Source organism: Buttiauxella cochleicola, assembly GCF_021282435.1.
GTDB classification, from domain to species: domain Bacteria; phylum Pseudomonadota; class Gammaproteobacteria; order Enterobacterales; family Enterobacteriaceae; genus Buttiauxella; species Buttiauxella massiliensis.
The window spans coordinates 134,687-159,350 of the sequence record NZ_JAJSOT010000006.1 but is presented as its reverse complement, the minus strand read 5'-3'; the positions used below and the strand labels follow the sequence as shown (position 1 = coordinate 159,350).

The following is a 24,664-nucleotide window of genomic DNA, read 5'->3' as shown; positions in this document are numbered from 1 at the left end:
GCTGACGCAATCTTAGTTTATTCGCCAAGTGCTGCTCGGGTGGGTAACCCTTCGCTATCGCCGATGACTTGTATCGCCAGTGAGCCGATTTTATTACCGCGGCTAACTGCTTGTGGTAAGGATTTTCCTTCGAGCAGGGCGCTTATCACCCCTACGGCAAAGCCGTCGCCAGCACCAACGGTGTCGACAACATTCTCGACCTTCACCGCATTTACTGCGCCTTTCTCGCCAGTGGCAGTTTTAAACCACGCTCCGTCAGCACCGGTTTTCAGCACCACGGTTTTCACGCCGTGGTCGAGATAGAAATCGGCAATCGCTTCCGGGGTTTTGTGCCCTGTCAAAATTGCTCCTTCGCTCAAACCAGGCAGAACCCAGTCGGCCTGGAAAGCGAGTTTATTCAACTGCTTCACCATTTCCGCTTCGCTTTTCCACAATACCGGACGCAGATTTGGGTCGAACGAAATCGTTTTGCCTTTTTCTTTCATCACTTTCGCTGCGTGATTGAGCAGTTCTAATGAGCTGGCAGAAAGCGCTGCCGCCACGCCGCTCAAATGCAGATGGCGTGCCGAACAAAAGTACTCTTCGTTGAAATCAGCAACAGAAAGATGGCTGGCGGCGGACCCCTTACGGAAGTATTCCACAATGGGATCGGTTCCATTTTCTGCTTTAGATTTAAGCTGAAAGCCTGTTGCGTAGCGCTCATCGGTAGTCACGCCGTGGCTATTGATCTGCTCTTTTGCCAGTTGTTGTAGTACGTAGCGGCCAAAAGAGTCATTGCCCACACGGCTGACCCAGCCCACGTTCAGCCCAAGGCGCGCAAGCCCGGTGGCGACGTTCAGTTCTGCGCCCGCGACCCGTTTAACAAAAGACTCTGCGGCGGCTAAATCGCCGGTTTCCTTTGCGACAAACATCGCCATCGCTTCACCAATGGTAATGACATCAAGTTGTGTCGACATCGCTTACTCCTCGCGTAATAAATTGACGTAATGACGGGTTACAGCCGTCAAATCGCGGCCTTCAAGCGGGAACTCAATCCCACGTGGTGCATCTGCTGGCAGACTATTAAGCAGTTCCAGCCAGCGAGGTTCGGCATCATCGAGCGCAATCGCCCGGTAGTGATAATGGTGCGCTACGGCGGCTTTCACGTGGATATAACTGACCGACGGTGCAAGTACGCGTGCCGCAGCTTCTGGCGATTCATCAACCCATAGCCAATTGGCCATATCAAAAGTGAGCGTCACAGGAAGGTTTAGCACATTGCAGGCGGCCTGGAAGCGTTGCATTGGAGCAAGTTTGCCACTGCTGGTCTGGTCATTTTCCACCACCAAAGCCACGTCGCTTTGTACCAGCCACTGCTGCAAAACAGAAAACTGCTGGCTGCCGCGAAAATGGCCGAGTGAAAGTTTCAGCCAGCTTGCGTTGAGTTGGTGAGCTTCAAGCAGCAAAGAAGGGATCAGCGGATTGAGTTTGCCGTCTTCCACAAACAGCGGTTCCGGCGCGGAATAACAGGCTTCTAGTTGATGTTCGGCAATTTGCTGCGCCAGCTCAGGCAGGACATCCAGTTGCGCGTGATTGAACAATTCGCGACGGATTTCCACGCCGTCAGCTCCGGCATTGGCGATAATTGGCAGCAGGGCGTGTTGCCCGCCTAGTGCTGCGATGCGGTCATGCCCGTAAGCGGCAGTGACGACAATAATTTTTCTCGGCATAAAATTCTCCGGCCTGGCTCATCTAACTAATATAACTATTACGCTAGATGGAACCGGTTCCAAAGAAAAGCCAGCAGTGTCTAATTTATGATCGCTATCACGAACATTGATTAACGGGTGGTGGAGCCGCGAACGATTAATTCGCCAGAAAAGACCTGCTCATAAACGGTGTCACTACCGCCTTCGATACGCTTTACGACTTGCTCGAGAGCAGCGTAACCAATCTGCCAGGTCGGTTGTTTTAGCGTGGTGATGCCAACACCCGCAAGCTCTGCCCATTCGAGTTCATCAAACCCTAGTAGGCCAATATCGGAGCCCCAGTGCAGGCCGATACGCCGCAGGGAGCGGGCCACCTGAAGTGTGAGTGCGCCGTTTGCGGAAATCACCGCTTTACGCATTCCCCGATGGCCGGAATGGAACTGGCGCAGCGTGTTATCCATCAAATCGGCTTCATGCAAAGGCACTTCGGCGTTTTCGGCGACAATAGCAGGATAGCGTTTGAGCGTTGTGTGGAATGCTTGCAGACGTTCGCGGCGAGTGTTCACCGTGCCGAGTGGTTCGCTCAGAAATAGAATGGCTTCAAAACCCTGTTCTACAAGGTGCTCGGTTGCCGTGGTTGCAGCCTGAGTGTTATCCAGCCCGACCACATCGCAGGCAAAATCAGGGATTTTCCGATCGATAAGCACCATCGGTAGGGCGGATTGTTGCAGGCGATTTAACCCTTCTTCGCGCATACCTACGGCGTTCACTACGATGCCTTCCACCTGATAGCTATGCAGCAAATCCAGGTAATGTAGTTCCTGATCGACTTCGTTATTTGTGTTACAAACCAGCGGCGTAAAGCCTTTTTCACGGCAGGCCGCTTCTATGCCGCTTAGAACATCGACAGAGTAGGGGTTGGTGATATCGGCGATGATCAGGCCAATTAAGCGTGTGCGCCCACGTTTCAGGCCGCGAGCCATCTGGCTTGGACGGTAATCGAGTTCAGCAATGGCGGTTTCGATTCGCAAACGTAAGTCGTCAGACAGGACATTTTGCTCGCCGTTAAGATAGCGGGAAATACTGGTTTTACCGGTCTTTGCCGCTCTTGCGACGTCGCTTATCGTTGGGCGCGCTGCCTTGCTGATCATGGTTTTCTCCGAAAGGTTTCAGGCTGGAGAGTAACACATTTTGCAGCTGAATCTGGCGGTGTGCATGGCTAAGCAGAAGATTGTCCTATTTCACCCTCACTCTGTCCGTTTTTGGTATTAGCAACTACGCTAACCCTTGTCACAATGGGTTCATACCCAGTGATTAGGAGTCCGAAAATGTCTCGTTCCGCTCTGATTAATATCGACACGCAGCAATCTTTTTTCCATCGCGAATACTGGCAAGAAGATGACTTTCCGGCATTCCAGCAAGCCATTTCGCAGCTGATTTCCGGCTGCCAGGATTTGAAAATACCGGTGGTGGATATCTTCCATGTTGATGATGAAGGCCCGTTCTCGCTGGCTTCCGGCTACGTTAAAGCGATGCCTTTCTTGCAGCACCACGCTGATGTGGCGTTCCAGAAACACGTACACAACGCGTTTACCGATACCGGCCTCGATCTGTGGCTGCGCCAGCGTGACATTAACCACCTGATTATCTGCGGTATTCGTACCGAACAATGTTGCGAAACCACCACGCGAGTGGCGTCCGATTTGGGTTATCGTGTTTCATTTGTTAGCGAAGCGATGCTCACCTTCCCGATGAGCTGGAAAGGGGTTACGCTGGATACGCAAACTCTGCGCCATCGCACGGAAACCGTGCTGGCAGGGCGTTTTGCCCACATTCAAACCGTTGCCGAGTGCCTGGAGTCTTTATAGTGAGTATTGGGGTCTGGTTCGTTGTGTTGCCTGGTGTTCTGTCTCTTGACCTGAGCGGCCCTGCGGAAACGCTGGTGTTGGCAGGTGATGCATTTCATCTGCATTTCATCGGCCCGGACCCACAAGTCTCCACCTCCATCGGGCTTAACTTTTCGGGCATCGAACCGCTGCCGGAAAGTTTCCCACCAGGCAGTTTGCTGGTGCTGTCGGGCGTGTGCGATTCAAACCGCTACTTTGATACGCCACAGGCCGAGCTGGTGCGCCGCTGGCTGACGCGGCTGCAACCGCAAATTCATAGCCAACAACTCAACTTAATGTGCGTCTGTTCCGGTTCGCTGCTGGCGGCGAAAGCGGGGCTGATGAACGGCGTGCAATGCACCACCCACCACGATGTGCTGGCAAGATTGCGCGCAGCAGCGCCCACCGCGCAGGTGAAAGAAAACCGTATTTTTGTCGAAGACCGAGGCATCTGGACGAGTGCCGGAATTACCTCCGGGATTGATCTCTCGCTGCATCTGATTAACCGCTACTGCGGCCCGAAAGCCGCACTCGACGTGGCGCGTGAAATGGTGGTGTGGTTTCGCCGTTCGGGTGATGACCCGCAATTATCGCCCTGGCTGCGCTATCGCAACCACATCCACCCGGCCGTGCATCGTGCGCAGGATTTGTTGTCAGCCGCACCGGAATCGGCGTGGGATGTGCAGGAAATTGCCGACAAAGTTCACGTTAGCTCACGCCATTTATCACGGCTTTTTCAACAGCATTTGGGGATTTCAGTGCGGGATTATCTCGAGCAGTTGCGCCTGGCAGTCGCCGAACAGCGCTTATTGCAGGGGCAACGCATGGAGCAGGCGGCCATAGCTGCTGGTTTTTCTTCGCCCCGCCAGTTGCACCGTGCCCGCGCCAGGAATGCTTAGCTCACCCATTTTCGCGTATCCAGCCGCTGTAATCCCATGGACAGCAGTAAACTTCCTGTGAGTGTTGCGCCGAAAATCCACAAAATGTCGAGGACCGGCGAGCTGGTTAGCTGATAACCGTGAGTGCGCAAGAAGTGAATAATTAACGCATGGAAGCCGTAAATCCCTAGCGAATGCTGAGAAATTAAAGCCAAACCCGGCAATGGCCTGTTATTAAGGCAGTTTTTTACCACGACCAATAAACTAATCGCCGCGATAAACACCAGCGGCCCGCAATAAACATAGAAAGTATCGGCAAAATTACCGTTCACTTCTAACTGGTGGCGCGTGCCGGTCGAAATTGAAAAGATACACAACGCAAACAAGCCTGCTGCCAGCCCGCTAATCCAGCGCTTATCCGTTTCCAGCATGCCAATTGCTCGGCCCAGTAAGCCATACAGCACGTAATAAAACGTATCGCCGCGAATATATAAATTAATCGGCAGCCATTTCACCCCGCCCAGCGTCTGCGGCACGGTATTCGGGTTGGCGATAACACCGAGTAAAACCATCAGCCCCAGAATCACCATCGCATTAACCTTTTTCACCTGAATCAACGGTGAAAGCAGGTATATCACCATGATCGCAAAGAAGAACCACAGGTGATAGAACATTGGTTTTTGCAGGATATACCGCAGCGAAAGCCCAGCGTTGATAGGGGTGAGCAACTTGATATAGATAAGCGCAACTATGCTGTAAAACAGCAAGCATGTGACGATACGCAAAAAGTGGCGTTGTTGTGCGCTGCGCTCACCAAAAAACAGATAACCTGAAATCATGAAAAACAGGGGAACGCTGACGCGAGAAGCAGAATTGAGTACGTTCGACAAATCCCAACTAAATGGCGTGACAATATTTGCGTTAGTGATGTACCAGGTTGTGGTGTGGATCATGACCACCATAAGGCACGCAATCCCGCGTAAATTATCAATCCAGTTAATTTTCTGCTGCATTCGTTCCTCTGGTGTTTTAAGCGGGTATTAATCTGAGTTTGCGTAAGCACCCTTGTAAGGTGTCATGCGGGTTTGCAGAATGCTCAATACCTGTTAATTATTGAATAACAGAAAAGATTTTAACTTACAGATAACTAATGATGATGCCAAAAATAAAAAATAGCCGCTGGGCTCTCGTTTTTTGCGTTCTGTTATTGAGCGCTTGCAGTACACCAGAGCAACAACCGCAATACGCGCAAGTCGCACAACACCCTATTGTTGAAGGTGATGCGATGATTGAAACCTGTCGGCAGGAAGCTGCATATCGTTATAACACCCGCGAGCAACAGATTAGCGTTGTCGATTTTAAGCAGTATCAGGGTAGTTATGAGATTCAAGGCAGCACTGTTCGCCGGGAAGGGTTTACCTGCTCATTCGACGAAAGTGGTCAATTCTTACACCTTTCGACGACATAAAGCCGCAACACAAGGCAAACAGCCGGATATTACGCGTGTATTCAGGCTGTATATCTTGCACTCAACAGGTATACTGGCCGCTTCCCTTTTTAACCCTCTCGAACGCGTGCGAAATCAACATGCAAAAGTTTGATACCAAGACCTTTCAAGGCCTGATCCTGACTTTACAGGACTACTGGGCGCGCCAGGGCTGCACCATTGTTCAACCTTTGGACATGGAAGTCGGCGCCGGCACCTCTCACCCAATGACCTGCCTACGGGCTTTAGGGCCAGAGCCGATGGCGACTGCATATGTGCAGCCATCTCGCCGTCCTACCGATGGCCGTTACGGTGAAAACCCGAACCGCTTACAGCACTACTATCAGTTCCAGGTGGTGATCAAGCCTTCTCCTGACAACATTCAGGAGCTGTACCTTGGGTCGCTTAAAGAGCTGGGTATGGACCCAACTATTCATGACATTCGCTTCGTAGAAGACAACTGGGAAAACCCAACGCTGGGTGCCTGGGGTCTGGGCTGGGAAGTGTGGCTCAACGGTATGGAAGTGACTCAGTTCACCTACTTCCAGCAAGTTGGCGGCCTGGAATGCAAACCGGTTACCGGTGAAATCACTTACGGTTTAGAGCGTCTGGCGATGTACATCCAGGGCGTAGATAGCGTTTACGATCTGGTCTGGAGCGATGGCCCGCTGGGTAAAACCACTTATGGCGACGTGTTCCACCAGAACGAAGTTGAGCAATCAACTTACAACTTCGAACACGCCGATGTGGATTTCCTGTTCTCCTGCTTTGAGCAGTATGAGAAAGAAGCGCAGCACCTGCTGGCGCTGGAAAACCCACTGCCGCTGCCTGCTTACGAACGCATTCTGAAAGCTGCGCACAGCTTTAACCTGCTTGATGCCCGCAAGGCCATCTCGGTTACCGAGCGCCAGCGCTACATTCTGCGTATTCGTACTCTGACTAAAGCCGTGGCCGAAGCCTATTACGCTTCTCGTGAAGCGCTTGGCTTCCCGATGTGCAATAAGAACAAATAAGAGGCTGCCATGTCTGAAAAAACTTTCCTGGTGGAGATTGGCACTGAAGAGCTGCCACCAAAAGCCCTGCGCAGCCTGGCGGAATCCTTTGCTGCAAACGTTACTGCGGAACTGGATGCGGCTAACCTCGCTCACGGCGAAGTAAAATGGTTTGCAGCCCCACGCCGTCTGGCCCTGAAAATTTCTAATCTGGCGGAGTCTCAGCCTGACCGTGAAGTTGAAAAACGTGGCCCGGCTATCTCTGCGGCATTTGACGCAGAAGGCAAACCAAGCAAAGCCGCTGAAGGCTGGGCTCGTGGTTGTGGCATCACCGTTGATCAGGCTGAACGTCTGGCGACCGACAAAGGCGAATGGCTGCTGTACCGTGCGCACGTTAAAGGTGAAAGCGCGCAAGCCCTTCTGCCTGCGATGATTGCCACCGCGCTGACCAAATTGCCGATTCCAAAACTGATGCGTTGGGGCGATAACAACACCCAATTCGTGCGTCCGGTTCACACTGTGACCCTGCTGTTGGGTGAGGAAGTGATTCCAGCGAACATTCTGGGTATCGCATCTGACCGTGTGATTCGTGGCCACCGCTTTATGGGCGAGCCAGAATTCACCATCGACAATGCCGATCAATACCCTGAAATTCTGTTCACCCGCGGCAAAGTCATTGCCGACTACGAGCAGCGTAAAGCGGTTATCAAAGAAGGCGCTGAAGAAGCGGCTCGCAAGATTGGCGGCAACGCTGACCTGAGCGAAAGCCTGCTTGAAGAAGTGACTTCTCTGGTGGAATGGCCGGTGGTTCTGACCGCGAAATTCGAAGAGAAATTCCTCGCCGTTCCTGCGGAAGCGCTGGTTCACACCATGAAAGGTGACCAGAAGTACTTCCCGGTTTACGCCAACGACGGCAAATTGCTGCCGAACTTTATCTTTGTTGCCAACATCGAGTCGAAAGACCCGATTCAGATTATCTCTGGTAACGAGAAAGTTGTACGTCCGCGCCTGGCAGATGCCGAGTTCTTCTTCAACAGCGACCGTAAAAAGCGTCTCGAAGATAACTTGCCGCGTCTGGAAACCGTTCTGTTCCAGCAACAGCTCGGTACGCTGCGCGACAAAACTAACCGCATCGAAGCCCTTTCAGGCTGGATTGCTGGCCAGATTGGCGCAGACGTAAACCACGCAACGCGCGCCGGTTTACTGTCTAAATGCGACCTGATGACCAACATGGTGTTCGAGTTTACCGACACCCAGGGCGTGATGGGCATGCACTATGCGCTTCACGACGGCGAAGCCGAAGACGTTGCTGTTGCGCTCAACGAGCAGTATCAGCCGCGCTTTGCGGGTGATGCACTGCCGTCTAACCTGGTGGCCTGTGCTGTGGCAATCGCCGATAAAATGGATACCCTCGCGGGCATCTTCGGCATTGGCCAGCATCCGAAAGGCGACAAAGACCCGTTTGCTCTGCGTCGTGCAGCCCTTGGTGTTCTGCGTATCATCGTTGAGAAAAACCTGCCGCTTGATCTGCAAACTCTGACCGAAGAGGCCGTGCGTCTTTACGGTGATAAGCTGACCAACCAGAAGGTTACCGACGAAGTCATCGACTTTATGCTGGGCCGTTTCCGCGCCTGGTATCAGGAAGAAGGCCACAGCGTGGATACCATCCAGGCCGTGCTGGCGCGTCGTCCAACTAAACCTGCTGATTTCGATGCGCGCATGAAAGCGGTTTCGCACTTCCGTACCCTGGAAGCGGCGTCAGCTTTGGCCGCTGCGAACAAGCGTGTTTCCAACATTCTGGCGAAGTCAGACGAAACGCTGCAAGACCACGTGCGTGCTTCGGTCCTGAAAGAAGCGGAAGAAATGGATCTCGCCCGTCAGTTGGTTATCCTGCGCGATAAACTGGAGCCATTCTTCGCTGAAGGCCGCTACCAGGAAGCGTTAGTAGAACTGGCTGCGCTGCGTGAACCGGTCGATAAATTCTTCGACAAAGTGATGGTTAACGCAGAAGACAAAGAGCTGCGTATTAACCGCCTGACGCTGCTTTCCAAACTGCGTGAGCTGTTCTTGCAGGTTGCGGATATTTCTCTGCTGCAATAAGTTCTCTGCTGTTTTAACGAACCCGCTCCGGCGGGTTTTTTTTCGCCAACTATTTACTCTTTCTTATCAATGTACTAGCAGCCGACCCACGTCTGGGTGTCTAAAGTAAAAATTAGCAAAACCGATAATGAATAAAAGAACATTCATTCCTACAGGCGCGCTACACATAATGAAAAATATCAAAGTTATAACGGGGATCATCATCACGCTGAGCATTTTCAGCGTGTTATTGCTGGTCACCGGCTCGCTGTATTACTCCTCTGTTAGTAACGACCGGCAGAACTTCCAGAACACCGGGCTTCTAAACTATCAACAACAGCAATTAGGCGGCAGTTTCCAGACGCTGGTGCAAACACGTGTCACCATCAACCGGGTCGCCATTCGGATGCTGAAAAATCAGCGAGATCCTGCGGCACTGGAAGCCATGAATAAGCTACTGGCGGGTGCGACGCTCTCACTTAGTGACGCAGAGAAATACTTTAGAAATTATAAAGAATCACCGCATGTTGAAGGCCAGGATGAGTCCATCGACAACCAGGCCGAGGTGCGTTACCAGAAAATGTACGAGGTGCTGAAACAATCTATCGAGTTCTTGCGTGCGGATAACTACGAAGCCTACGGAAACCTCGAAGCACAGCAGGCGCAGGACGACATGAAAGCGGTTTATGACCAATGGCTGACACAGAACACTGCGCTGCTACAGGCGGCGAGTGAAGAAAACCAGCGCAGCTTCACCAATATGCAGTGGACGCTTGGGACGATTCTGCTGATTGTGATTGCGGTAATCGTATTGATTTGGTTGGGTTTACAACGTGTACTGCTGCGCCCATTACAAGGCGTGATGGAGCATATTAGCGCCATTTCGGAAGGCGATCTGACTCGTCGCATTGATGCCGAAGGGCGTAGTGAGATGAGCAAACTTGCGGCTGGTCTGAATGCTATGCAGCAATCTCTGGTTCGTACCGTAAGCACAGTGCGTGACAACGCTGATTCTATCTACACTGGGGCGAGTGAAATCTCGGCTGGCAGCAGCGATCTGTCATCCCGAACTGAACAGCAAGCGGCCTCTTTGGAAGAGACTGCCGCCAGTATGGAACAGCTTACCGCTACGGTGAAACAGAACACCGACAACGCACGCCAGGCGACACATCTTGCGAAGAACGCCTCGGATACTGCGTTAAAAGGTGGTCGAGTGGTGGACAGCGTGGTTAACACCATGAACGAAATTGCTGAAAGCTCTGAGAAAATTGTTGATATCACCAGCGTTATCGATGGTATTGCGTTCCAGACCAATATTCTGGCGCTAAATGCGGCAGTAGAAGCGGCTCGTGCGGGTGAGCAGGGACGTGGTTTTGCCGTGGTGGCAGGGGAAGTCCGAACGCTTGCTAGCCGTAGTGCCCAGGCCGCAAAAGAGATTAAGGTGCTGATTGAGAACTCGGTTTCCCGAATTGATACCGGTTCAAATCAGGTTCGTGAGGCTGGCGATACGATGAAGGAAATTGTCTCGGCTGTGACCCGTGTTACTGACATTATGAGCGAGATTTCATCGGCATCTGATGAGCAGAGCAAGGGTATCGAACAGGTGGCGCAGGCGGTTTCAGAAATGGACAGTGTGACTCAGCAAAACGCCTCGCTGGTGGAAGAATCGGCTGCCGCCGCGTCTGCACTGGAAGACCAGGCCCGCCAGTTGCGCCAGGCTGTAGCCGTGTTCCGAATAGAGCAAAATTCCAGGCAAGAAATTATACCTCCAGCCCGAGCACCACGTATAAAACCAACATCGTTGAAGCCGCAACCTGCAAGCTCTGATGCAAATTGGGAAACGTTCTGAGCCGCGCCATAAACGACAAACACCGGGACTTGGTTCCCGAAGGGATGCCAAACCCGGTGGTCGCCCCAAATACCTTGCTCTTAAACTAATGGCGTTAGCCCTATACGGGGTTTTTTAATGATTCAGCGAACCACGAGTACTGAGCATTTTGCATGGCGAACTACGGCGGCGGCGTTTGAGCCAAGAAGATAGGTAGACATGCTTGGGCGGTGGGAGGCCAGAATAATCACATCGGCGTCAATGTCATCGGCCAGTTGGAGAATATGATCTTTCGGCGAACCGCTCAGAACATGCTTTTCAATCCGATCTTCAGGCAGGTTAAATTTAGCCACTATTTCGCTCAGCGATTCCATGGCGGCAGCTTCCCTTTCCCTGGCATCTGGTGCAATCGAGGTATAGCCCAGGCCGTAAGCGGCAAAATAGGTATAGTCAGGGATGACGGCCAGGAAGTGGATCGTGGCATCGTCCTGCTTTGCATACCCTTCTACATGAGGGATAACCTGCTGTGTCAGCTCAGTTTCGGAAATATCGATAGGAACCAGGATTTTCTTAGACATACAACCTCCTTTTGCTTTACGTGTTAATAACCCTCATTAAGTTATGGATTAGATTTGTGATTACGGGAGTGACACAGGTCAGATTTTCGAGCATTGCCGTTTCGTTTCATACTATTTACGTAGCTTTCAAAACGACAAACCCCGCTCAGGCGGGGTTTTGGTTAACAATTTTGGGACAAGGCAATCAGGGTACAAAGTACAAAATCATTCCATCAACTGCTTACTGATCGTTGGATTCGCTTGCATTAAGCGCATCAACTTCAGCTCGGTATTGGAGGGTCTGAGTCGTTTTGATTCCCACTCCTGTACCATTGAAACACTCACACCCATTGCGCGGGCGAAATCATCAATCTTAAGCCCGGTACTTTTTCTAAGTTGTTCAAATTCAGAAAATGCATTGGGCTTATCATTAAGTGCCATCGTTTGATGCTTATCTTTAAAAACAATCTGCTCAAGGTTACTTAGCAGCTCAAACATTGGATCTTTGTATTCCATCGAGAACTCCTCATAAATCACACATCGACCTCGTGAACGGTAAGAAGCCTATTAAGAGTAGTTGGAAAAAAAGCGTGCCGATGGTTTTCAGGCTAACTATTTTCTTGCAGCGTCAGGCTTATGCGTTTCAGCAAAAAAACTAAGCGGTATAACGAATTGAAAAGCCTGTGATGAGCGGGCTTGAGTATAAATTTGTAAATGGTTATGCATTTTACGCAAAACGGCGGGACTGGCCCGCCGTGCTTATAGATTTTTCCATCATGCTTTTTGCGTAACTTTATCCAGCTCGTGGTTATTGGCGCGGTTCTCTGCCAATGTGCGCTGGCCCGCCCAGGATTTCACCATCAACGCGGTGGCGGAAAGTAGTGCCGGAATTGCCAGTAGCATGAAAATAGTTTTGAACGACAGTTCAGCTTGCATCAGGAATGCGCCACTAAACGCCCCAAGAATCCCGCCGAAACGCCCCAGCCCTAACATCCACGCCACACCAGTTGCACGCCCTTGCGTGGGGTAAAAACCTGCCGCCAGCGCAGGCATCGACGATTGTGCGCCGTTCATAATGGTGCCCGCGATAAACACCATCACGCCCATTAATACCAGGCTTGAGGTGGAGAAACCGACCAGGCAGACGAACAGGCCCGTCAGTAAATAACCCACCGCGACGACTTTATTCGGGTTCAGCTTGTCCATCAGAGCACCAATAATCAGCACGCCAATGCCGCCGCCGAGCGGGAACAGCGCAGTGATAATCGACGCCTGACTGAGTGTCGCGCCGGTTTCACGAATCAGCAGCGGCAGCCAGCTGGTCAGGAGATAGAAAATCAGCAGGCCCATAAAATAGGTCAGGCACAGCATTAAGGTTCCCACCAGATATCGTGGCGAGAAAATCACGCCCAGCGCGGTTTTATCTTTGATATGACCGCCGACTTCGTTAAGCACGAAGCGCAGGTTTTCGCCTGATGGCAGCGGGGCAATGCGTTTTAAAATCGTGGCGATATCTTTCTGCGGTTTGTTTTTTACCACCAGATAACGTGCGGATTCCGGCAGCCAAATCATCAGCACCACAGAAAGAATGAGTGGCATCACGCCGCCCAGCACCAGTACGCTCTGCCAGCCGTAATGCGGGATCATCCATGCGGAGACAAAGCCACCCATTGAAGAACCAATCGGGAAGCCGACAAACATCAGGTTCACCAGCAGTGCGCGTTTACGTTCCGGTGCGTATTCTGACATCAGCGTTGCTGCGTTTGGCATTGCCGCACCCAGACCAAGCCCGGTAAGGAAACGCAGGAGAGCGAGTGATGTCAGACTGGTAGCAAATGCTGTCAGCAGGCTAAAACCACCGAATACCAGAATCGACAACACCAACACTTTTTTGCGCCCGATGCGGTCAGCCATTGGCCCGGCGGTTAACGCACCCACCGCCAATCCGACCAATGCCGCACTCATCACCGGGCCAAGGTCAGATTTCTGCACGCCCCATTCCTGCACCAGATCAGAGGCGATAAAACCAATAATCGCGGTATCGAAGCCGTCCAACGCCACCGTAATGAAACAGAGGATAAGGATCATCCACTGATATCTGGAAAACTTATTATTGTTAATAAATGCCTGAATATCTGTCGTTGTTGTCTTTGTCATAAGGCACGTCCTGAAGGATGCTGAGGTGTTCGATTATCGAACAATAATTCGTTAATCGTTCGTTAAATCAAACCACTCAGCAGGCTATTGGGCAATCATCCGGCAGGTGTTTGTGTGCGATTATCGTACTGATTACGTAGGTGTCAGCAGAGCGAGTCAAATTAAGCGTTAAATATTAATAGGTTGAAATGAGATTTCCGGCGACAGGATGTCACCGGATTTGTGAGGGGCTTAACAATCAAGCAACATTTACGTTTATGCTGCGGTTTCAATCACCATCAATAATTGCCCGGCATGAACCTGGTGGCCCTGCTGGCGCTGGAAGGTGCGAATAACGCCATCAACCGGCGAGGTAATAGGGATTTCCATTTTCATCGACTCCAGAATGCCAATGGTTTGCCCTGCTTTCACCTGCTCGCCTGGCTCAACCAGCCATTGCCACACGCTTCCGGCGACCTGGCTTTCCACTCCGCAACAGGAGTCGGGAATGAACTCGTCGTTGGTCGGCGTTTCATCAAGCGCGCTGTCAAATGTGAATTGCCCCTCCGCCCGCCAGCGCGCCAGTTCTTCATCAAACGCGTGTTGGCGTTGCTGCTGGAAGGTGTCGATAGTTTCGGCTTCTTGCTCAAGCATTTGCTGATACGCATCGAGGCTAAATTCCCCGTCCTCAATGCGCAGCGGATAGTCGCCCCACGGGAAACGCTCGCGGATTTCCAGCAGCTCTTCGGCACTGACTTCGTAAAAGCGAATCTGGTCGAAAAAGCGCAGCAGCCACGGTTTGGTGAAAACTTCAGTCTGGCGGTCGCGGTTCCACATTTGCAGGGTTCGCCCGATAAACTGATAGCCGCCAGGACCTTCCATACCGTAAACGCACATATAAGCGCCACCGATTCCCACGGAGTTTTCCGCAGTCCAGGTGCGCGCCGGGTTGTATTTGGTGGTGACCAGGCGGTGACGCGGGTCAAGCGGCGTGGCGACGGGTGCGCCCAGGTAAACATCCCCCAAACCCATCACTAAATAGCTGGCGTCAAAGACGATTTTTTTCACCTCTTCAATGGAGTCCAGCCCATTAATACGGCGAATAAATTCGATATTGCTCGGGCACCACGGCGCTCCGGGGCGAACCGACTGGGTGTAGCGAGTTATCGCTTCGCGGCAGGCGGCATCGTCCCAGCTTAGCGGCAGCCAGACGGTACGCGATGGCACTTTGGCGTTCTGCAAATCGGCCAGCGCGTGATCGGCGGTGATAATCGTTTCCAGTAATTGCTGGCGCGGGCAAAGGTGATTGTCGAAATGAATTTGTAGCGAACGAATGCCTGGCGTCAGTTCCAGACGGCCTTCCTGCGGAAGCGCTTCCAGCCAATGCATCAGTGCGTGAACGCGAAAACGCAGCGCGATATCCAGCACTTGCTCGCCGTATTCCACCAGTAAAAAGCGGTCACCCGCCGCGCGGATGGTGAGGGATGGCATGCCGTTGTTGGCGGGATCGTGGTAGAGGATTGGCGATTGAGCTGGGCGGTCATCCAGACTTACCGCGACAAACTCAATTGTGTCCCCGGCTTTAAGCTGCCCGAGCTTCCACAAATCGTCACTAATCACCGTCGCCGGGCAGACAAATCCGCCGAGCGACGGGCCGTCCGGGCCGAGGATCACCGGCATGTCGCCGGTAAAATCCACGGTGCCGAAAGCGTAGGCGTTGTCGTGAATATTTGACGGGTGCATTCCCGCCTCACCGCCATCGCTGCGCGCCCACGCTGGTTTCGGGCCAATCAGGCGAATACCGGTACGGCTCGAGTTGTAATGCACCTGCCAGCGGGCGGCAAAAAATTCCTCAATATCTTGTTCTGTGAAAAACTCAGGCGCGCCGTGCGGGCCGTAAACCACGCGCAACTGCCAGTTATTGCTGAGCTGCGGATAATCTTCTGCGGCTAACGACGCGGCGGTGCGGTGCTCGGCGGCGGCAAGATGCAGCACATCTCCGGCACGTAAAGCGCGCCCGGCGTGTCCGCCAAATTTACCCAGCGTAAAGGTGCTGCGGCTGCCGAGATATTGCGGGCAATTCAGCCCACCCGCCAGTAGCAAATAGCTGCGGCAACCCGCGCCGATAATATCGCCGAGCGTTAAAACTTGCCCCGCGTTGGCATTGACGACCACACCCGTTGAAACCGTTTTATCATCCAGTTTTGCGGCAATTTCAGCCCCGGTTAGCACGAATGCACACGGTTGATTAAAGCGCAGCGTCGGGCCGCGTAAGGTGATTTCCAGTCCAGCGGCTTGCGCGTTGTTCCCCAACAATTTATTGCCGACGGTAAAGGCGCGGTTGTCGAACGGCCCGGAAGGCGGCACGCCGACATGCCAGTAACCGCTGCGCCCCGGTGCATCCTGAATGGTGGTCATGGTACCGCCGGTCAACACATCCAGCGTCGCAGGTTGCCAGTTCACCTTGCCGAGCGTGGCGGTAATCACTCGCCCTTGCTGCACTTCTGGCAAAGTCAGCAAATATCGCAGCCAGTTTAGGTTGGTTTCGATGCCATACAGCGACGTTTGCTGCAAAGCGTTTGCAAGCGAAGAAAGCGCCTGCTCGCGAGAATCCGCATGAACAATGACTTTTGCCAGCATCGGGTCATAAAATGGTGACACTTCACAGCCCGTCGCCAGCCAGTGATCGACGCGAAGCGTTGCGCCGTCAACCTCTGGCGGGAATATCACCTCGCTTAACAGCCCGGCCACCGGCTGGAAGTTCTTCGCTGGATCTTCGGCATACACGCGCACCTGAATCGCATGGCCCTGCGGCGAAGTGCGCAAAGTTTCGAGTGCGGGCAGCTCATTTGCACCCAACGCCACCATCCAGCTCACAATATCCACGCCATAAACCATCTCGGTCACGCCATGTTCCACCTGCAAACGCGTGTTGACTTCGAGGAACCAGAACTGCTCGCTGATGTCGTCGTAAACGTATTCCACCGTTCCGGCACTGCGATAATTCACCGCGCTGCAAAGCTCGACCGCCGTGCGGTGCAGGGCACTGCGGGTCGCGTCAGACAAGCGTGGTGCGGGAGTTTCTTCAATGACTTTTTGGTTGCGGCGCTGTGCTGAACAATCGCGTTCGCCCAGTGCGATAACGTTGCCCGCTCCGTCACCAAAGACCTGCACTTCGATATGGCGAGCGTGGGCGATAAATTTCTCTAAAAAGACGCCATCGTCGGAGAAGTTGTTGCCTGCGAGGCGTTTTACGCGAGTAAATGCTTCTTTCAATGCGGATGCGTTGTCGCAACACTGCATACCAATTCCGCCGCCGCCCGCCGTGCTTTTCAGCATCACCGGATAGCCGATGCGGTTTGCTTCTTCCAGTGCGACATCCAGCGAAGTCAACAGGCCGCTACCGGAAAGCAGCGGAACATGGTTCAACTCTGCCAGTTCACGGGCGCGATGTTTAAGGCCGAAAGCCGCCATTTGTTCAACGGTGGGGCCAAGGAACACGATATTTTCACTGTCGCAGCGCTCGACAAAACTGGCGTTTTCACTCAAAAAACCGTAACCCGGATGCACTGCTTCTGCGCCACATTCTTTGAGGATCGCAAACAGTTTGTCCTGGTTGAGGTACGTTTCGCGCACGTTGCCGTCGCCTAAAGAGAAGGCGAGATCGGCCTGGCGCACGTGTTGGGAGTGTTTGTCGGCTTCGGCATAAACCGCAATCGCGGTGATGCCCATTTGCTTGAGGGTGCGGATGATACGCACCGCAATCGCGCCACGGTTGGCAATCAAGACTCGTTTAAACATAGCGGTTTCTCAGGCTCGCAGGTCGTCCTGCTGTCAATTCGGGCGCTGGAGTGCGGGCCGTCCCGCAGCGCTAAATGATTACCAGACGGCGACTTCAATCGGCGTTGGGTTGTAACCGTTGCAAGGGTTGTTGAGCTGCGGGCAGTTGGAGATCAGCACCAGAACATTCATTTTCGCCACCAGTTCGACGTATTTCCCCGGTGCTGAAATGCCATCGGCAAACTGCAATCCGCCTTCTTGAGTGACCGGCACGTTCATAAAGAAATTGATGTTGTGGGTGATGTCGCGGCGCGTCAGGCCATATTCCGGGTGCTGCGCCACGGCGAGCAGCCAGCTGTCGCGGCAGGCGTGCATATGGCGTTTTTCTAATGAGTAACGCACGGTGTTGCTTTCGGTGGCGCAGGCACCGCCGAGAGTGTCGTGGCGGCCACAGGTATCGGCCACAATTTCCAGCATCGGGCGGTCTTCGTTCGAGCGCAAAACGCTGCCACTGGTGAGGAAAACGTTGCGCTGGCCGCGCAGTGTATCGGTTACGCTATAGCGTTCGGCGGTGTCGTCGGCGTTATAAAACAGCGTATCCGCCGCCTGGTTGCCTTCCAGATCGGTAATGCGCAGCGTCTGGCCTTCTTGCAGGCGATAAACCCAGTAATCTCCGGCGTTTACCGTGGCTTTGAGCTGGGCGGTTTCTGTATGGCGTGGGCTTTCAGTCAGCATCCGCAGGCTCCTTCAGTCAGGATATAAAGTTCGTTGTTATGCAGGCCACGGCAGTTTTCTTCACGTTGCAGGCAGATTTCTGGCAGTGGCTGGCGGGTGGCGTCCAGTTGAATGCCGAGCGCCTGGCGCGGGTAAGTCATTGCCTCATTCAGCGGATGCGGGCAGGTATGCAGAATCACTAAGGTGTCCATCGCAAAACGCAGCGTGACGGACGCGCCCGCAAGCCCCTGTTGTTCCAGTTTTAAATCGCCTTCATCGCTTGCGGTGACTTTGGCAAAAAAGTTGATATTTGCCGCCATGTCGCGTTTGCCAAGGCCGTATTTCGCCAGTTCAATCAGGAAGCTGTCGTAGCCGTTTTGGTGGCGTTCGTTGCGGGCTTGCTGGTAATCCAGCGCACCAAATTGCTGCGCGATTTGTGCGGCGTTACTGCTGCCGCAGACGGTTTCATGCCAGCCGAAAATGTCTTGTTCGATTCCGCAGAAAATGCGGCCCATATCGGAATACAGGCAATGCCCGGCGGTTAAGCGGAAAGTGTGCTGGCATTTCAGGGTGTCCGGCGCGTTATAGCGCTCCAGCAGGTTTTCCGGGTTGTAAAACAGTGCGGCGGCGTTCACTCCTCCGTCAATGTCGGTAAGCGTCAACGCGGTGCCACGGCGCATGATCAGCGACCAGTGGCTGCCCGCGGGGAGTTCGGTTTGGTAGGTCATGTTTGGCTCCTTAGTTCAGGCGACTTTACGTTCGGGTTCGGCATCCACCGCGCTGGCGGGTTTCTTATCAAGTGGGATATCGTAGGTAATGCTCGCACCCCAGCGGTCCGGTGCTTGCGGGTCGTGACGCACTTTGTCGAACACCCACAGACGTGAACCGAGCGAAAATCCCTCTTTCAGGTCATGCGTAATCATGAAAATGGTCAGGCGGTGGCGCTCCCACAAATCGCTTATCAGCAAGTGCATTTCGTTGCGAATGCCGGGGTCGAGTGCGCCAAAAGGCTCATCAAGCAGCAGAATGCGTGGCTGTTTCATCAATGCCTGAGCCAGCGCCAGGCGCTGCTGCATACCGCCAGAAAGTTGGTGCGGGTATTTGTTTTGTGCGGGTAGTAAGCCGACTTGATCGAGCATGGCGCGGGCGCGTTCACGAATTTCCCGGCGTTTCTTGCCCCATACACGGCCCAACCAGCGAGCGGTGCTGAACTCCTCCGCCAGCATCACATTGCCAATTACGGTGAGGTGCGGAAACACCGAGTAGCGCTGGAAAACCACGCCACGCTGAGCATCCGGTTCTTGTGAGATAGGTTTTCCATCCAGCAAAAATTCGCCTTTGGTGGCTGATTCCGTGCCGAGAAGCATCTTCAGAAAGGTGGTTTTCCCGCAGCCTGAAGCGCCGACAATCGAGACAAACTCGCCTTCTTCCACCCTGACATTCAGCCGTTCCAGCACCACCTGGTCGCCGTAGTGCTTTTCGATATTTTTCAGTTCGAGCAACGCCATAGCGCCTCCTTATTTTGCGTAGTACCACGGGAAGCAGCGGCGGTTAACCACGCGCAGCAGCAGGTCGAGGGTGAAAGCCAGCAGCGTAATCCACGCCACGTACGGCAAAATTACGTCCATCGCCATATAACGGCGCATCAGGAAGATGCGGTAACCCAGCCCTTCGGTGGCGGCAATCGCTTCGGCGGCAATCAGGAACAGCCAGGCGGAACACAGCGACAAACGCACCGCATCAATCAGGCGTGGCAACAGTTGTGGCAGAACGACGCGCCAGAGAATTTGTGCACTGTGGCCGCCCAGCGTCTGGGCTTTTACCATTTGTTCGTGGGGAATCGCCTGCACCTGGAGCTGTAAATCGCGCACGATAAACGGCGTAATGCCGATGACAATCAGCACCACTTTTGACACTTCTCCCAAACCAAAGGTGATGAAAAGAATCGGTAAAATCGCCAGCGGTGGGACCAGCGCTATCAGGGTAATCAGCGGTGAAAGCACCGAACGCACAACTGGCAGCGCCCCGCAAAACAGGCCAAAAATCAGCGCCAGAAATGCGCTTAGCCCCACGCCGACCAGAAGGCGAAGCAGGCTTGCCGCACTGTCCGTCCAGAACAGATATTCCCCGGTACGCGGGCTTGGCGTGAACGCCATGCGGTCGATAGCCGCCCACATTGCATCAAACCCCGGCAGCAGTTTGTCGTAACTGTTGGCGGCGAGGCGGGCATCAGACGACACCAGATAGAAGAAAATCAGCGCGACTAATGGCAAGGCGCCCATCAGCACTCGGGTCATTGGCTGAGGGTGATAGTTAATGATTTTGCGCATCGGGCACCTCCGGTTTACAGCGCGTTGCTCACGACGAGGTGAAGAAACTCATCGGTGAAACGCAGTTTGGTGTTGTTGGTATCGCCCCAGTTTCCGGCCGGTGTCGCCACACCGACGACGTCGGCAGACGGCGCGGCATCGCCCAATAAGCCGTGTTTAAAGGAGAACTCGGCAACCATCTGCATGGTGGTTTTCAGTTGTGGGCTGTCGGTGAAATCGAGCGCCAGTTTCGGGTCGCTGAATAAATGCGTGGCGGCGAGCTGGGCGTCGAACCCGGCTAAATCGGTGCCTGCGGCCTGGCCCATTTGCGTGCGAGCGGTTTTGGCAGTTTCCGATTCTCCCTGCATGACTTTCAGCGTTTCAAACCAGGCTCCGGTCAGCGCTTTGCCGAGTTCCGGGTGGGCTCTCAGGGTTTCGGTGTTCACCACCAACAGGTCGAGAATTTCGCCGGGGATTTGGGCGGAGGAGAACAGGAGTTTGGCGTTGGGCTGTTTTTGCGCTTCGGCTAACAGCGGGTTCCAGGTGACGATAGATTTCACGTCCGGCGTGGTAAATGCCGCGACCAGATCCGCATCGGCGGTGTTCACCACCTTCACATCACGCTCGCTCAGGCCTGATTTTTCCAGCGCGCGAGCCAGTAAATAGTGTGAAACAGAAAGCTCGACCAGGTTAACGGGCTGGCCTTTTAATTCGGCAATAGATTTTGCGGATTTAGAGAGGATGCCGTCATTACCGTTGGAGTAGTCGCCAATAATCAGTGCGGTGCTGTCGACGCCGCCAGCGGCCGGAATGGTCAGCGCGTCCATGTTGGTCATGGTGCAGCCGTCAAACCCTCCGGCGGTGTATTGGTTCACCGATTCGATATAGTCGTTAACCTGCACAAATTTAATATCGATGCCGTATTTGTCGGCCCATTTTTTGACGATGCCGCTTTGTTGGGCGTAATCCCACGGCATCCAGCCTGCGTAGATAGACCAGCAGAGTTTAAACGAGGGTTTTGCGGCAAAGCTGCTGACACTAAACAGCGCGATTGCGGCAAACAAGATTCCACGGTGGCAAGCTTTAAGCATGGTGGTTCCTCTGACGGTTGCGGAAAAAGGTGCAGGAGGGCGGCGCTCAATGGTCGCTTATCCTCCCGGGCTTTTGTCCCGCCGTGTAACCGCCAGAGGGCGGTCGATCACTCTCGGACCAGCATCTTTCGACCGGAACCCTAGTGATCCATTACCAAATTGTATGGCGACATCGGTTGCCCGTATCACCCCTGCATCCAGATATCAGCAAGATGAATGCCAGGTGTGAAAAATAGATAATTTATCTATTTATTACAGAGGATTAACCTACATTTAGGGGTGTGCACAATTGAAGGGAAATGTGCCAATAAGGTGCAGAGTAGCGTATGAAAATGCACCATTTCAGCGCAAATCTGCCTGAAAGAGATTGTTGTGAAAGGGTATCTTGCAAAGTCAGGTTGGACTATCCTTAGCAGCATTATTGGGTGCGCATTTGCGTATTTGCATTGAATGGTGAAGGAGTAGAAAAGATGGCGACAGGTAAGTCCTGGTCACGCTGGTTTGCGCCGCTTGCGGCAATTTTAATGGTGGTGAGTCTGAGTGGCTGTTTTGATAAAGAAGGCGATCAACGTAAAGCGTTTATCGATTTCTTACAAAACACAGCGATGCGCAGCGGTGAACGCCTGCCAACGCTGACAACCGATCAGAAAAAGCAATTTGGTCCACTGGTTTCTGATTACGCGATTTTGTATGGCTTTGCCCAACAGGTAAACCAGGCAATGGATGACGGCATGAAGCCAGTCGCTGACAGCGTAAACAGCATTCGTGTACCACAAGATTATATGACTCAGCGCGAACCTCTGAGCCAGGCTAACGGTTCACTGAACGTGTTAGGCCAACAAGTGCAGAATGCCAAAATGCAGGCAGACAGCGCTCGTTCCACCTTAAAGCAGCCTGACGATTTGAAAGTTGTTTACGACAAGGTTTATCAGAAAGTGGTTACTGCTCCGGCAGACGCTATGGCTCCACTGATCCCTGCGGCACAAACTTTCACAGCACAACTGGTGCAAGTGGGTAACTTCATCCAGCAGCAGGGCACTCAAGTTGGCTTTACTGCAGGTGGCATTCAGTTCCCAACCTCACAGCAGGCAAGCCAGTACAACTCGCTGATTGCTCCGCTGACTTCACAGCATCAGGCGTTTATGCAGGCTTATTCAGCCGCTCAAACTTCAATGCAGTAATTGCAGTTTTCCCCGTCGAAAGACGGGGAATATTCTCCCGCTTTAGCATTCCACATCCGCGCTTAATTCCTACCCAGGGTACAAATTTGTCATAAATTTGACACCACCTGATGCTGTTCATAAACTCGTCATTAACTGTCCGTTATGAGGAGTTCTCATGCCAAATACAATGTCCCAAAAGACTGCCCGAGAAGGGTTAAGCAACCCTGAGCTTTTTGAAGGCGGCGTTTACGTCACGAAAAACGGTGTCGCGGAACTCTTTGTTCAGACAGCGGCAGAGCGCCAGTTGGAAGAGGCTGAACGCCTACGTGAGCGCCAGAGCAACGCGCTATTAAAACTGGTGATGAAGGCTAAGCTCGAGGTGACAGAAGGGAAAACGGTTTTGCCTGAAGCGGCCCTCCAACGACTCCGTTCCGCAAGGAAATAAACAGGGAGTATAAAGTGAAGGAACACAGCATTGTACTTACCGAAACTGCGGTGAAAAGCCTCCAGGATATTGAATTCTTTAAGTCACAATTTATCGGTGTGGAAGCTGCGGGAACGTTCATTGAATCGCTGTTGTTACGTTCGGTTGCGGCTATTTTAGAGGACCCAAGCCGATATCGTATAAACGGTACTCTCGCGGACAAAGGTGTCAGGATTCGTGAGTGGCTGGATGTGGAAAATGAGTATCGTTGTTTTTATGATGACAGCAACCATTCTGAAATCGGCATTTTACTCTATGCAAGCATGAAGGAAGATTTCGAATCGGCGCTCTATCGCCACAATGTTATTTACTGAGTTACCCCTACTCTGAGCGTCCAGACCGCAGATGGCCTGAGCTCCAGCCCTTCGGACGGCTAAAATAAACCTTGTTATTCACTGCTGTTATATGAGTTAATGCATTCATCGGTTTGAAGCACAGACCCTTAAGCAGTTTAGTAGCGCAGTCCTCAAAGAGTTATCATAGATACCCTTCGACGTGATCTACCTTCCTTTATCGCTTTAAAAAATCTGTAAAACATTCCAATTGCGCCGGAAGGCAAATTTAATTTAAAAGGTAATATCTATGTCTAGCAAAATGACTGGTCTCGTAAAATGGTTCAACTCTGACAAAGGCTTCGGCTTCATCACTCCTGACGATGGCTCAAAAGACGTGTTCGTACACTTCTCTGCTATCCAGATTGATGGCTACAAGTCTCTGGACGAAGGCCAGAAAGTGTCTTTCACCATCGAAAGTGGTGCTAAAGGCCCAGCTGCTGGTAACGTAACTAACCTGTAAGGTTAACGTTAGCAAAGCTAAGAATTTAAAAACCCGCCTCGGCGGGTTTTTTCGTATCTGGGGTTTATTTCCCAAAAAGTCTTCGGGAATTATCTTCGATCTTCCCCAGCAGTCGCCGTTTCTGCATGGTCCGTGTCCAGCTCACGGATAGCCCCGCAGCCGAAAGTAACCGGTGATACTGCTCATCATCAAATGGCATATGCCATGCTGTCGCAATCGCTTCTGCGACCGTCACATCACTAACGCGAGAAACCAGCTCAAGCGGTGATTCCGTCGATACATTTCCTGCCATTACGACTCGATAAAGCCAGCCGCAATAACCTGTTTCCTGCATCAAAGAAGACATATCGTTAATGCCAAAATGGTAATTCAGCTTGAAGCAGGGTGAGCGCGGTTGCGTGACCTGAATCAACGCTTCTCCCCAACGGAAAATATCGCCGATATAGACATCTTTTTCTGTCAGGCCTTCGGTCGATAAGTTTTCACCGAAGGCAGGAGCGGTGAAAAGCTCAGCTTGTTCGGGGAATTCACGCGCCCAGTGAAGATAATGTTCACGTGGGTAGTGGCATAACGCGCGATCCGGCCCGCCATGAATAACTTTTTCAGCCTGCTGATCGCCTTCAAGGCCCAGTTCGGTGAGTTTAAGTTCACCATCGACCTGATATTTGGCGATAGCACTCGGCCTACTGCCCTGATATTCACGAATTTTGCCGATATAAACGTTTAGCGAATAGTGCATCTGAACCTCCCTGCAACAGACATAAAAAAAGCGAGCCATCAGGCTCGCCTCTCGTCAGC

At 52.7% G+C, this 24,664-nt stretch carries 24 protein-coding genes and 1 riboswitch; of the genes, 10 read left to right on the top strand and 14 right to left on the bottom strand.

From position 1 onward, the window contains the following. Nucleotides 1-17: 17 nt before the first annotated feature. The 3 genes from LVQ77_RS15325 to LVQ77_RS15315 form a co-directional block, all read right to left on the bottom strand. Nucleotides 18-956, bottom strand: a complete 939-nt coding sequence (locus tag LVQ77_RS15325) for a sugar kinase (RefSeq protein WP_232904880.1) — start codon at nucleotides 954-956, stop codon at nucleotides 18-20. 3 nt (nucleotides 957-959) lie between these two features. Beyond that, complete coding sequence (locus LVQ77_RS15320; protein WP_232904878.1) at nucleotides 960-1,709, bottom strand: sugar phosphate isomerase/epimerase family protein; 750 nt, start codon at nucleotides 1,707-1,709, stop codon at nucleotides 960-962. 110 nt (nucleotides 1,710-1,819) lie between these two features. Next, complete coding sequence (locus tag LVQ77_RS15315; RefSeq protein ID WP_232904876.1) at nucleotides 1,820-2,839, bottom strand: LacI family DNA-binding transcriptional regulator; 1,020 nt, start codon at nucleotides 2,837-2,839, stop codon at nucleotides 1,820-1,822. A 177-nt stretch (nucleotides 2,840-3,016) separates the two neighbouring features. On the opposite strand from LVQ77_RS15315, the gene LVQ77_RS15310 reads away from it, so the two are divergent. Beyond that, on the top strand, nucleotides 3,017-3,556 hold the full coding sequence (locus LVQ77_RS15310; protein ID WP_232904874.1) for an isochorismatase family protein: 540 nt from the start codon (nucleotides 3,017-3,019) through the stop codon (nucleotides 3,554-3,556). Beyond that, the gene (locus LVQ77_RS15305; protein ID WP_232904872.1) at nucleotides 3,556-4,473 is read left to right on the top strand and encodes a GlxA family transcriptional regulator; all 918 of its coding nucleotides are present in this window, start codon (nucleotides 3,556-3,558) and stop codon (nucleotides 4,471-4,473) included. Before LVQ77_RS15310 ends, LVQ77_RS15305 begins: the two co-directional genes overlap by 1 nt. Here the strand turns inward: LVQ77_RS15305 and LVQ77_RS15300 are convergent. Continuing rightward, nucleotides 4,470-5,465, bottom strand: a complete 996-nt coding sequence (locus LVQ77_RS15300; protein ID WP_232904871.1) for an acyltransferase — start codon at nucleotides 5,463-5,465, stop codon at nucleotides 4,470-4,472. The genes LVQ77_RS15305 and LVQ77_RS15300 overlap by 4 nt on opposite strands. A 137-nt stretch (nucleotides 5,466-5,602) precedes the next feature. On the opposite strand from LVQ77_RS15300, the gene LVQ77_RS15295 reads away from it, so the two are divergent. The 4 genes from LVQ77_RS15295 to tcp all read left to right on the top strand — a co-directional run bounded on the left by LVQ77_RS15295 (nucleotide 5,603) and on the right by tcp (nucleotide 10,858). After that, a complete protein-coding gene (locus LVQ77_RS15295) occupies nucleotides 5,603-5,920 on the top strand; it encodes a YsaB family lipoprotein (protein ID WP_226812018.1) in 318 nt (105 codons plus the stop codon). A 119-nt stretch (nucleotides 5,921-6,039) separates the two neighbouring features. After that, entirely contained in the window at nucleotides 6,040-6,951 is a 912-nt protein-coding gene (glyQ, locus tag LVQ77_RS15290) for a glycine--tRNA ligase subunit alpha (protein WP_034460421.1), read from the top strand. A gap of 9 nt (nucleotides 6,952-6,960) precedes the next feature. Next, nucleotides 6,961-9,030 (top strand): glycine--tRNA ligase subunit beta, encoded by a 2,070-nt coding sequence (gene glyS, locus LVQ77_RS15285; RefSeq protein ID WP_232904870.1) that lies wholly within the window; start codon nucleotides 6,961-6,963, stop codon nucleotides 9,028-9,030. 169 nt (nucleotides 9,031-9,199) lie between these two features. After that, nucleotides 9,200-10,858: a methyl-accepting chemotaxis citrate transducer gene (tcp, locus tag LVQ77_RS15280; protein WP_232863853.1), complete on the top strand. Its 1,659-nt coding sequence runs from the start codon at nucleotides 9,200-9,202 to the stop codon at nucleotides 10,856-10,858. A 122-nt stretch (nucleotides 10,859-10,980) separates the two neighbouring features. On the opposite strand, the gene uspF is transcribed toward tcp, so the two are convergent. From uspF to LVQ77_RS15235, 9 genes are all read right to left on the bottom strand, one after another. Further along, nucleotides 10,981-11,415, bottom strand: coding sequence for a universal stress protein UspF (gene uspF, locus LVQ77_RS15275; protein ID WP_151993735.1), 435 nt, complete (start codon nucleotides 11,413-11,415; stop codon nucleotides 10,981-10,983). 204 nt (nucleotides 11,416-11,619) lie between these two features. Next, nucleotides 11,620-11,910, bottom strand: a complete 291-nt coding sequence (locus LVQ77_RS15270; protein ID WP_151993734.1) for an HTH-type transcriptional regulator — start codon at nucleotides 11,908-11,910, stop codon at nucleotides 11,620-11,622. 258 nt (nucleotides 11,911-12,168) lie between these two features. After that, nucleotides 12,169-13,551: an MFS transporter gene (locus tag LVQ77_RS15265; protein WP_154151135.1), complete on the bottom strand. Its 1,383-nt coding sequence runs from the start codon at nucleotides 13,549-13,551 to the stop codon at nucleotides 12,169-12,171. 255 nt (nucleotides 13,552-13,806) lie between these two features. Then, the gene (locus tag LVQ77_RS15260) at nucleotides 13,807-17,331 is read right to left on the bottom strand and encodes a 5-oxoprolinase/urea amidolyase family protein (protein WP_232904868.1); all 3,525 of its coding nucleotides are present in this window, start codon (nucleotides 17,329-17,331) and stop codon (nucleotides 13,807-13,809) included. Nucleotides 17,332-17,409: 78 nt separating this feature from the next. Then, nucleotides 17,410-18,045 carry an urea amidolyase associated protein UAAP2 gene (locus LVQ77_RS15255; protein ID WP_232863851.1) on the bottom strand — a complete coding sequence of 212 codons (636 nt, stop codon included), beginning with the start codon at nucleotides 18,043-18,045 and terminating at the stop codon, nucleotides 17,410-17,412. Next, nucleotides 18,039-18,752, bottom strand: a complete 714-nt coding sequence (locus LVQ77_RS15250; protein ID WP_232904866.1) for an urea amidolyase associated protein UAAP1 — start codon at nucleotides 18,750-18,752, stop codon at nucleotides 18,039-18,041. The genes LVQ77_RS15255 and LVQ77_RS15250 overlap by 7 nt, the downstream gene beginning before the upstream one ends. 15 nt (nucleotides 18,753-18,767) lie before the next feature. Beyond that, nucleotides 18,768-19,532 (bottom strand): ATP-binding cassette domain-containing protein, encoded by a 765-nt coding sequence (locus LVQ77_RS15245; RefSeq protein WP_232904864.1) that lies wholly within the window; start codon nucleotides 19,530-19,532, stop codon nucleotides 18,768-18,770. Between the two features lie 9 nt (nucleotides 19,533-19,541). Then, nucleotides 19,542-20,354 carry an ABC transporter permease gene (locus LVQ77_RS15240; RefSeq protein ID WP_232863848.1) on the bottom strand — a complete coding sequence of 271 codons (813 nt, stop codon included), beginning with the start codon at nucleotides 20,352-20,354 and terminating at the stop codon, nucleotides 19,542-19,544. A 14-nt stretch (nucleotides 20,355-20,368) separates the two neighbouring features. Further along, the gene (locus tag LVQ77_RS15235) at nucleotides 20,369-21,424 is read right to left on the bottom strand and encodes a putative urea ABC transporter substrate-binding protein (protein ID WP_232904862.1); all 1,056 of its coding nucleotides are present in this window, start codon (nucleotides 21,422-21,424) and stop codon (nucleotides 20,369-20,371) included. 60 nt (nucleotides 21,425-21,484) lie between these two features. Continuing rightward, nucleotides 21,485-21,579, bottom strand: a riboswitch (guanidine-I (ykkC/yxkD leader). Nucleotides 21,580-21,894: 315 nt separating this feature from the next. On the opposite strand from LVQ77_RS15235, the gene LVQ77_RS15230 reads away from it, so the two are divergent. The 4 genes from LVQ77_RS15230 to cspE all read left to right on the top strand — a co-directional run bounded on the left by LVQ77_RS15230 (nucleotide 21,895) and on the right by cspE (nucleotide 23,866). Continuing rightward, a complete protein-coding gene (locus LVQ77_RS15230; RefSeq protein ID WP_232904860.1) occupies nucleotides 21,895-22,605 on the top strand; it encodes a DUF3053 domain-containing protein in 711 nt (236 codons plus the stop codon). A 157-nt stretch (nucleotides 22,606-22,762) separates the two neighbouring features. Next, the gene (locus LVQ77_RS15225; protein ID WP_232863845.1) at nucleotides 22,763-23,032 is read left to right on the top strand and encodes a hypothetical protein; all 270 of its coding nucleotides are present in this window, start codon (nucleotides 22,763-22,765) and stop codon (nucleotides 23,030-23,032) included. Nucleotides 23,033-23,046: 14 nt separating this feature from the next. Beyond that, nucleotides 23,047-23,385 carry a hypothetical protein gene (locus tag LVQ77_RS15220; protein WP_232904858.1) on the top strand — a complete coding sequence of 113 codons (339 nt, stop codon included), beginning with the start codon at nucleotides 23,047-23,049 and terminating at the stop codon, nucleotides 23,383-23,385. A gap of 268 nt (nucleotides 23,386-23,653) precedes the next feature. Further along, on the top strand, nucleotides 23,654-23,866 hold the full coding sequence (cspE, locus tag LVQ77_RS15215) for a transcription antiterminator/RNA stability regulator CspE (RefSeq protein WP_232904856.1): 213 nt from the start codon (nucleotides 23,654-23,656) through the stop codon (nucleotides 23,864-23,866). Nucleotides 23,867-23,930: 64 nt separating this feature from the next. Here cspE and yiiM read toward each other — a convergent pair whose 3' ends face one another. Beyond that, nucleotides 23,931-24,605 carry a 6-hydroxyaminopurine reductase gene (gene yiiM / locus LVQ77_RS15210; RefSeq protein WP_232904854.1) on the bottom strand — a complete coding sequence of 225 codons (675 nt, stop codon included), beginning with the start codon at nucleotides 24,603-24,605 and terminating at the stop codon, nucleotides 23,931-23,933. Nucleotides 24,606-24,664 lie beyond the last annotated feature (59 nt).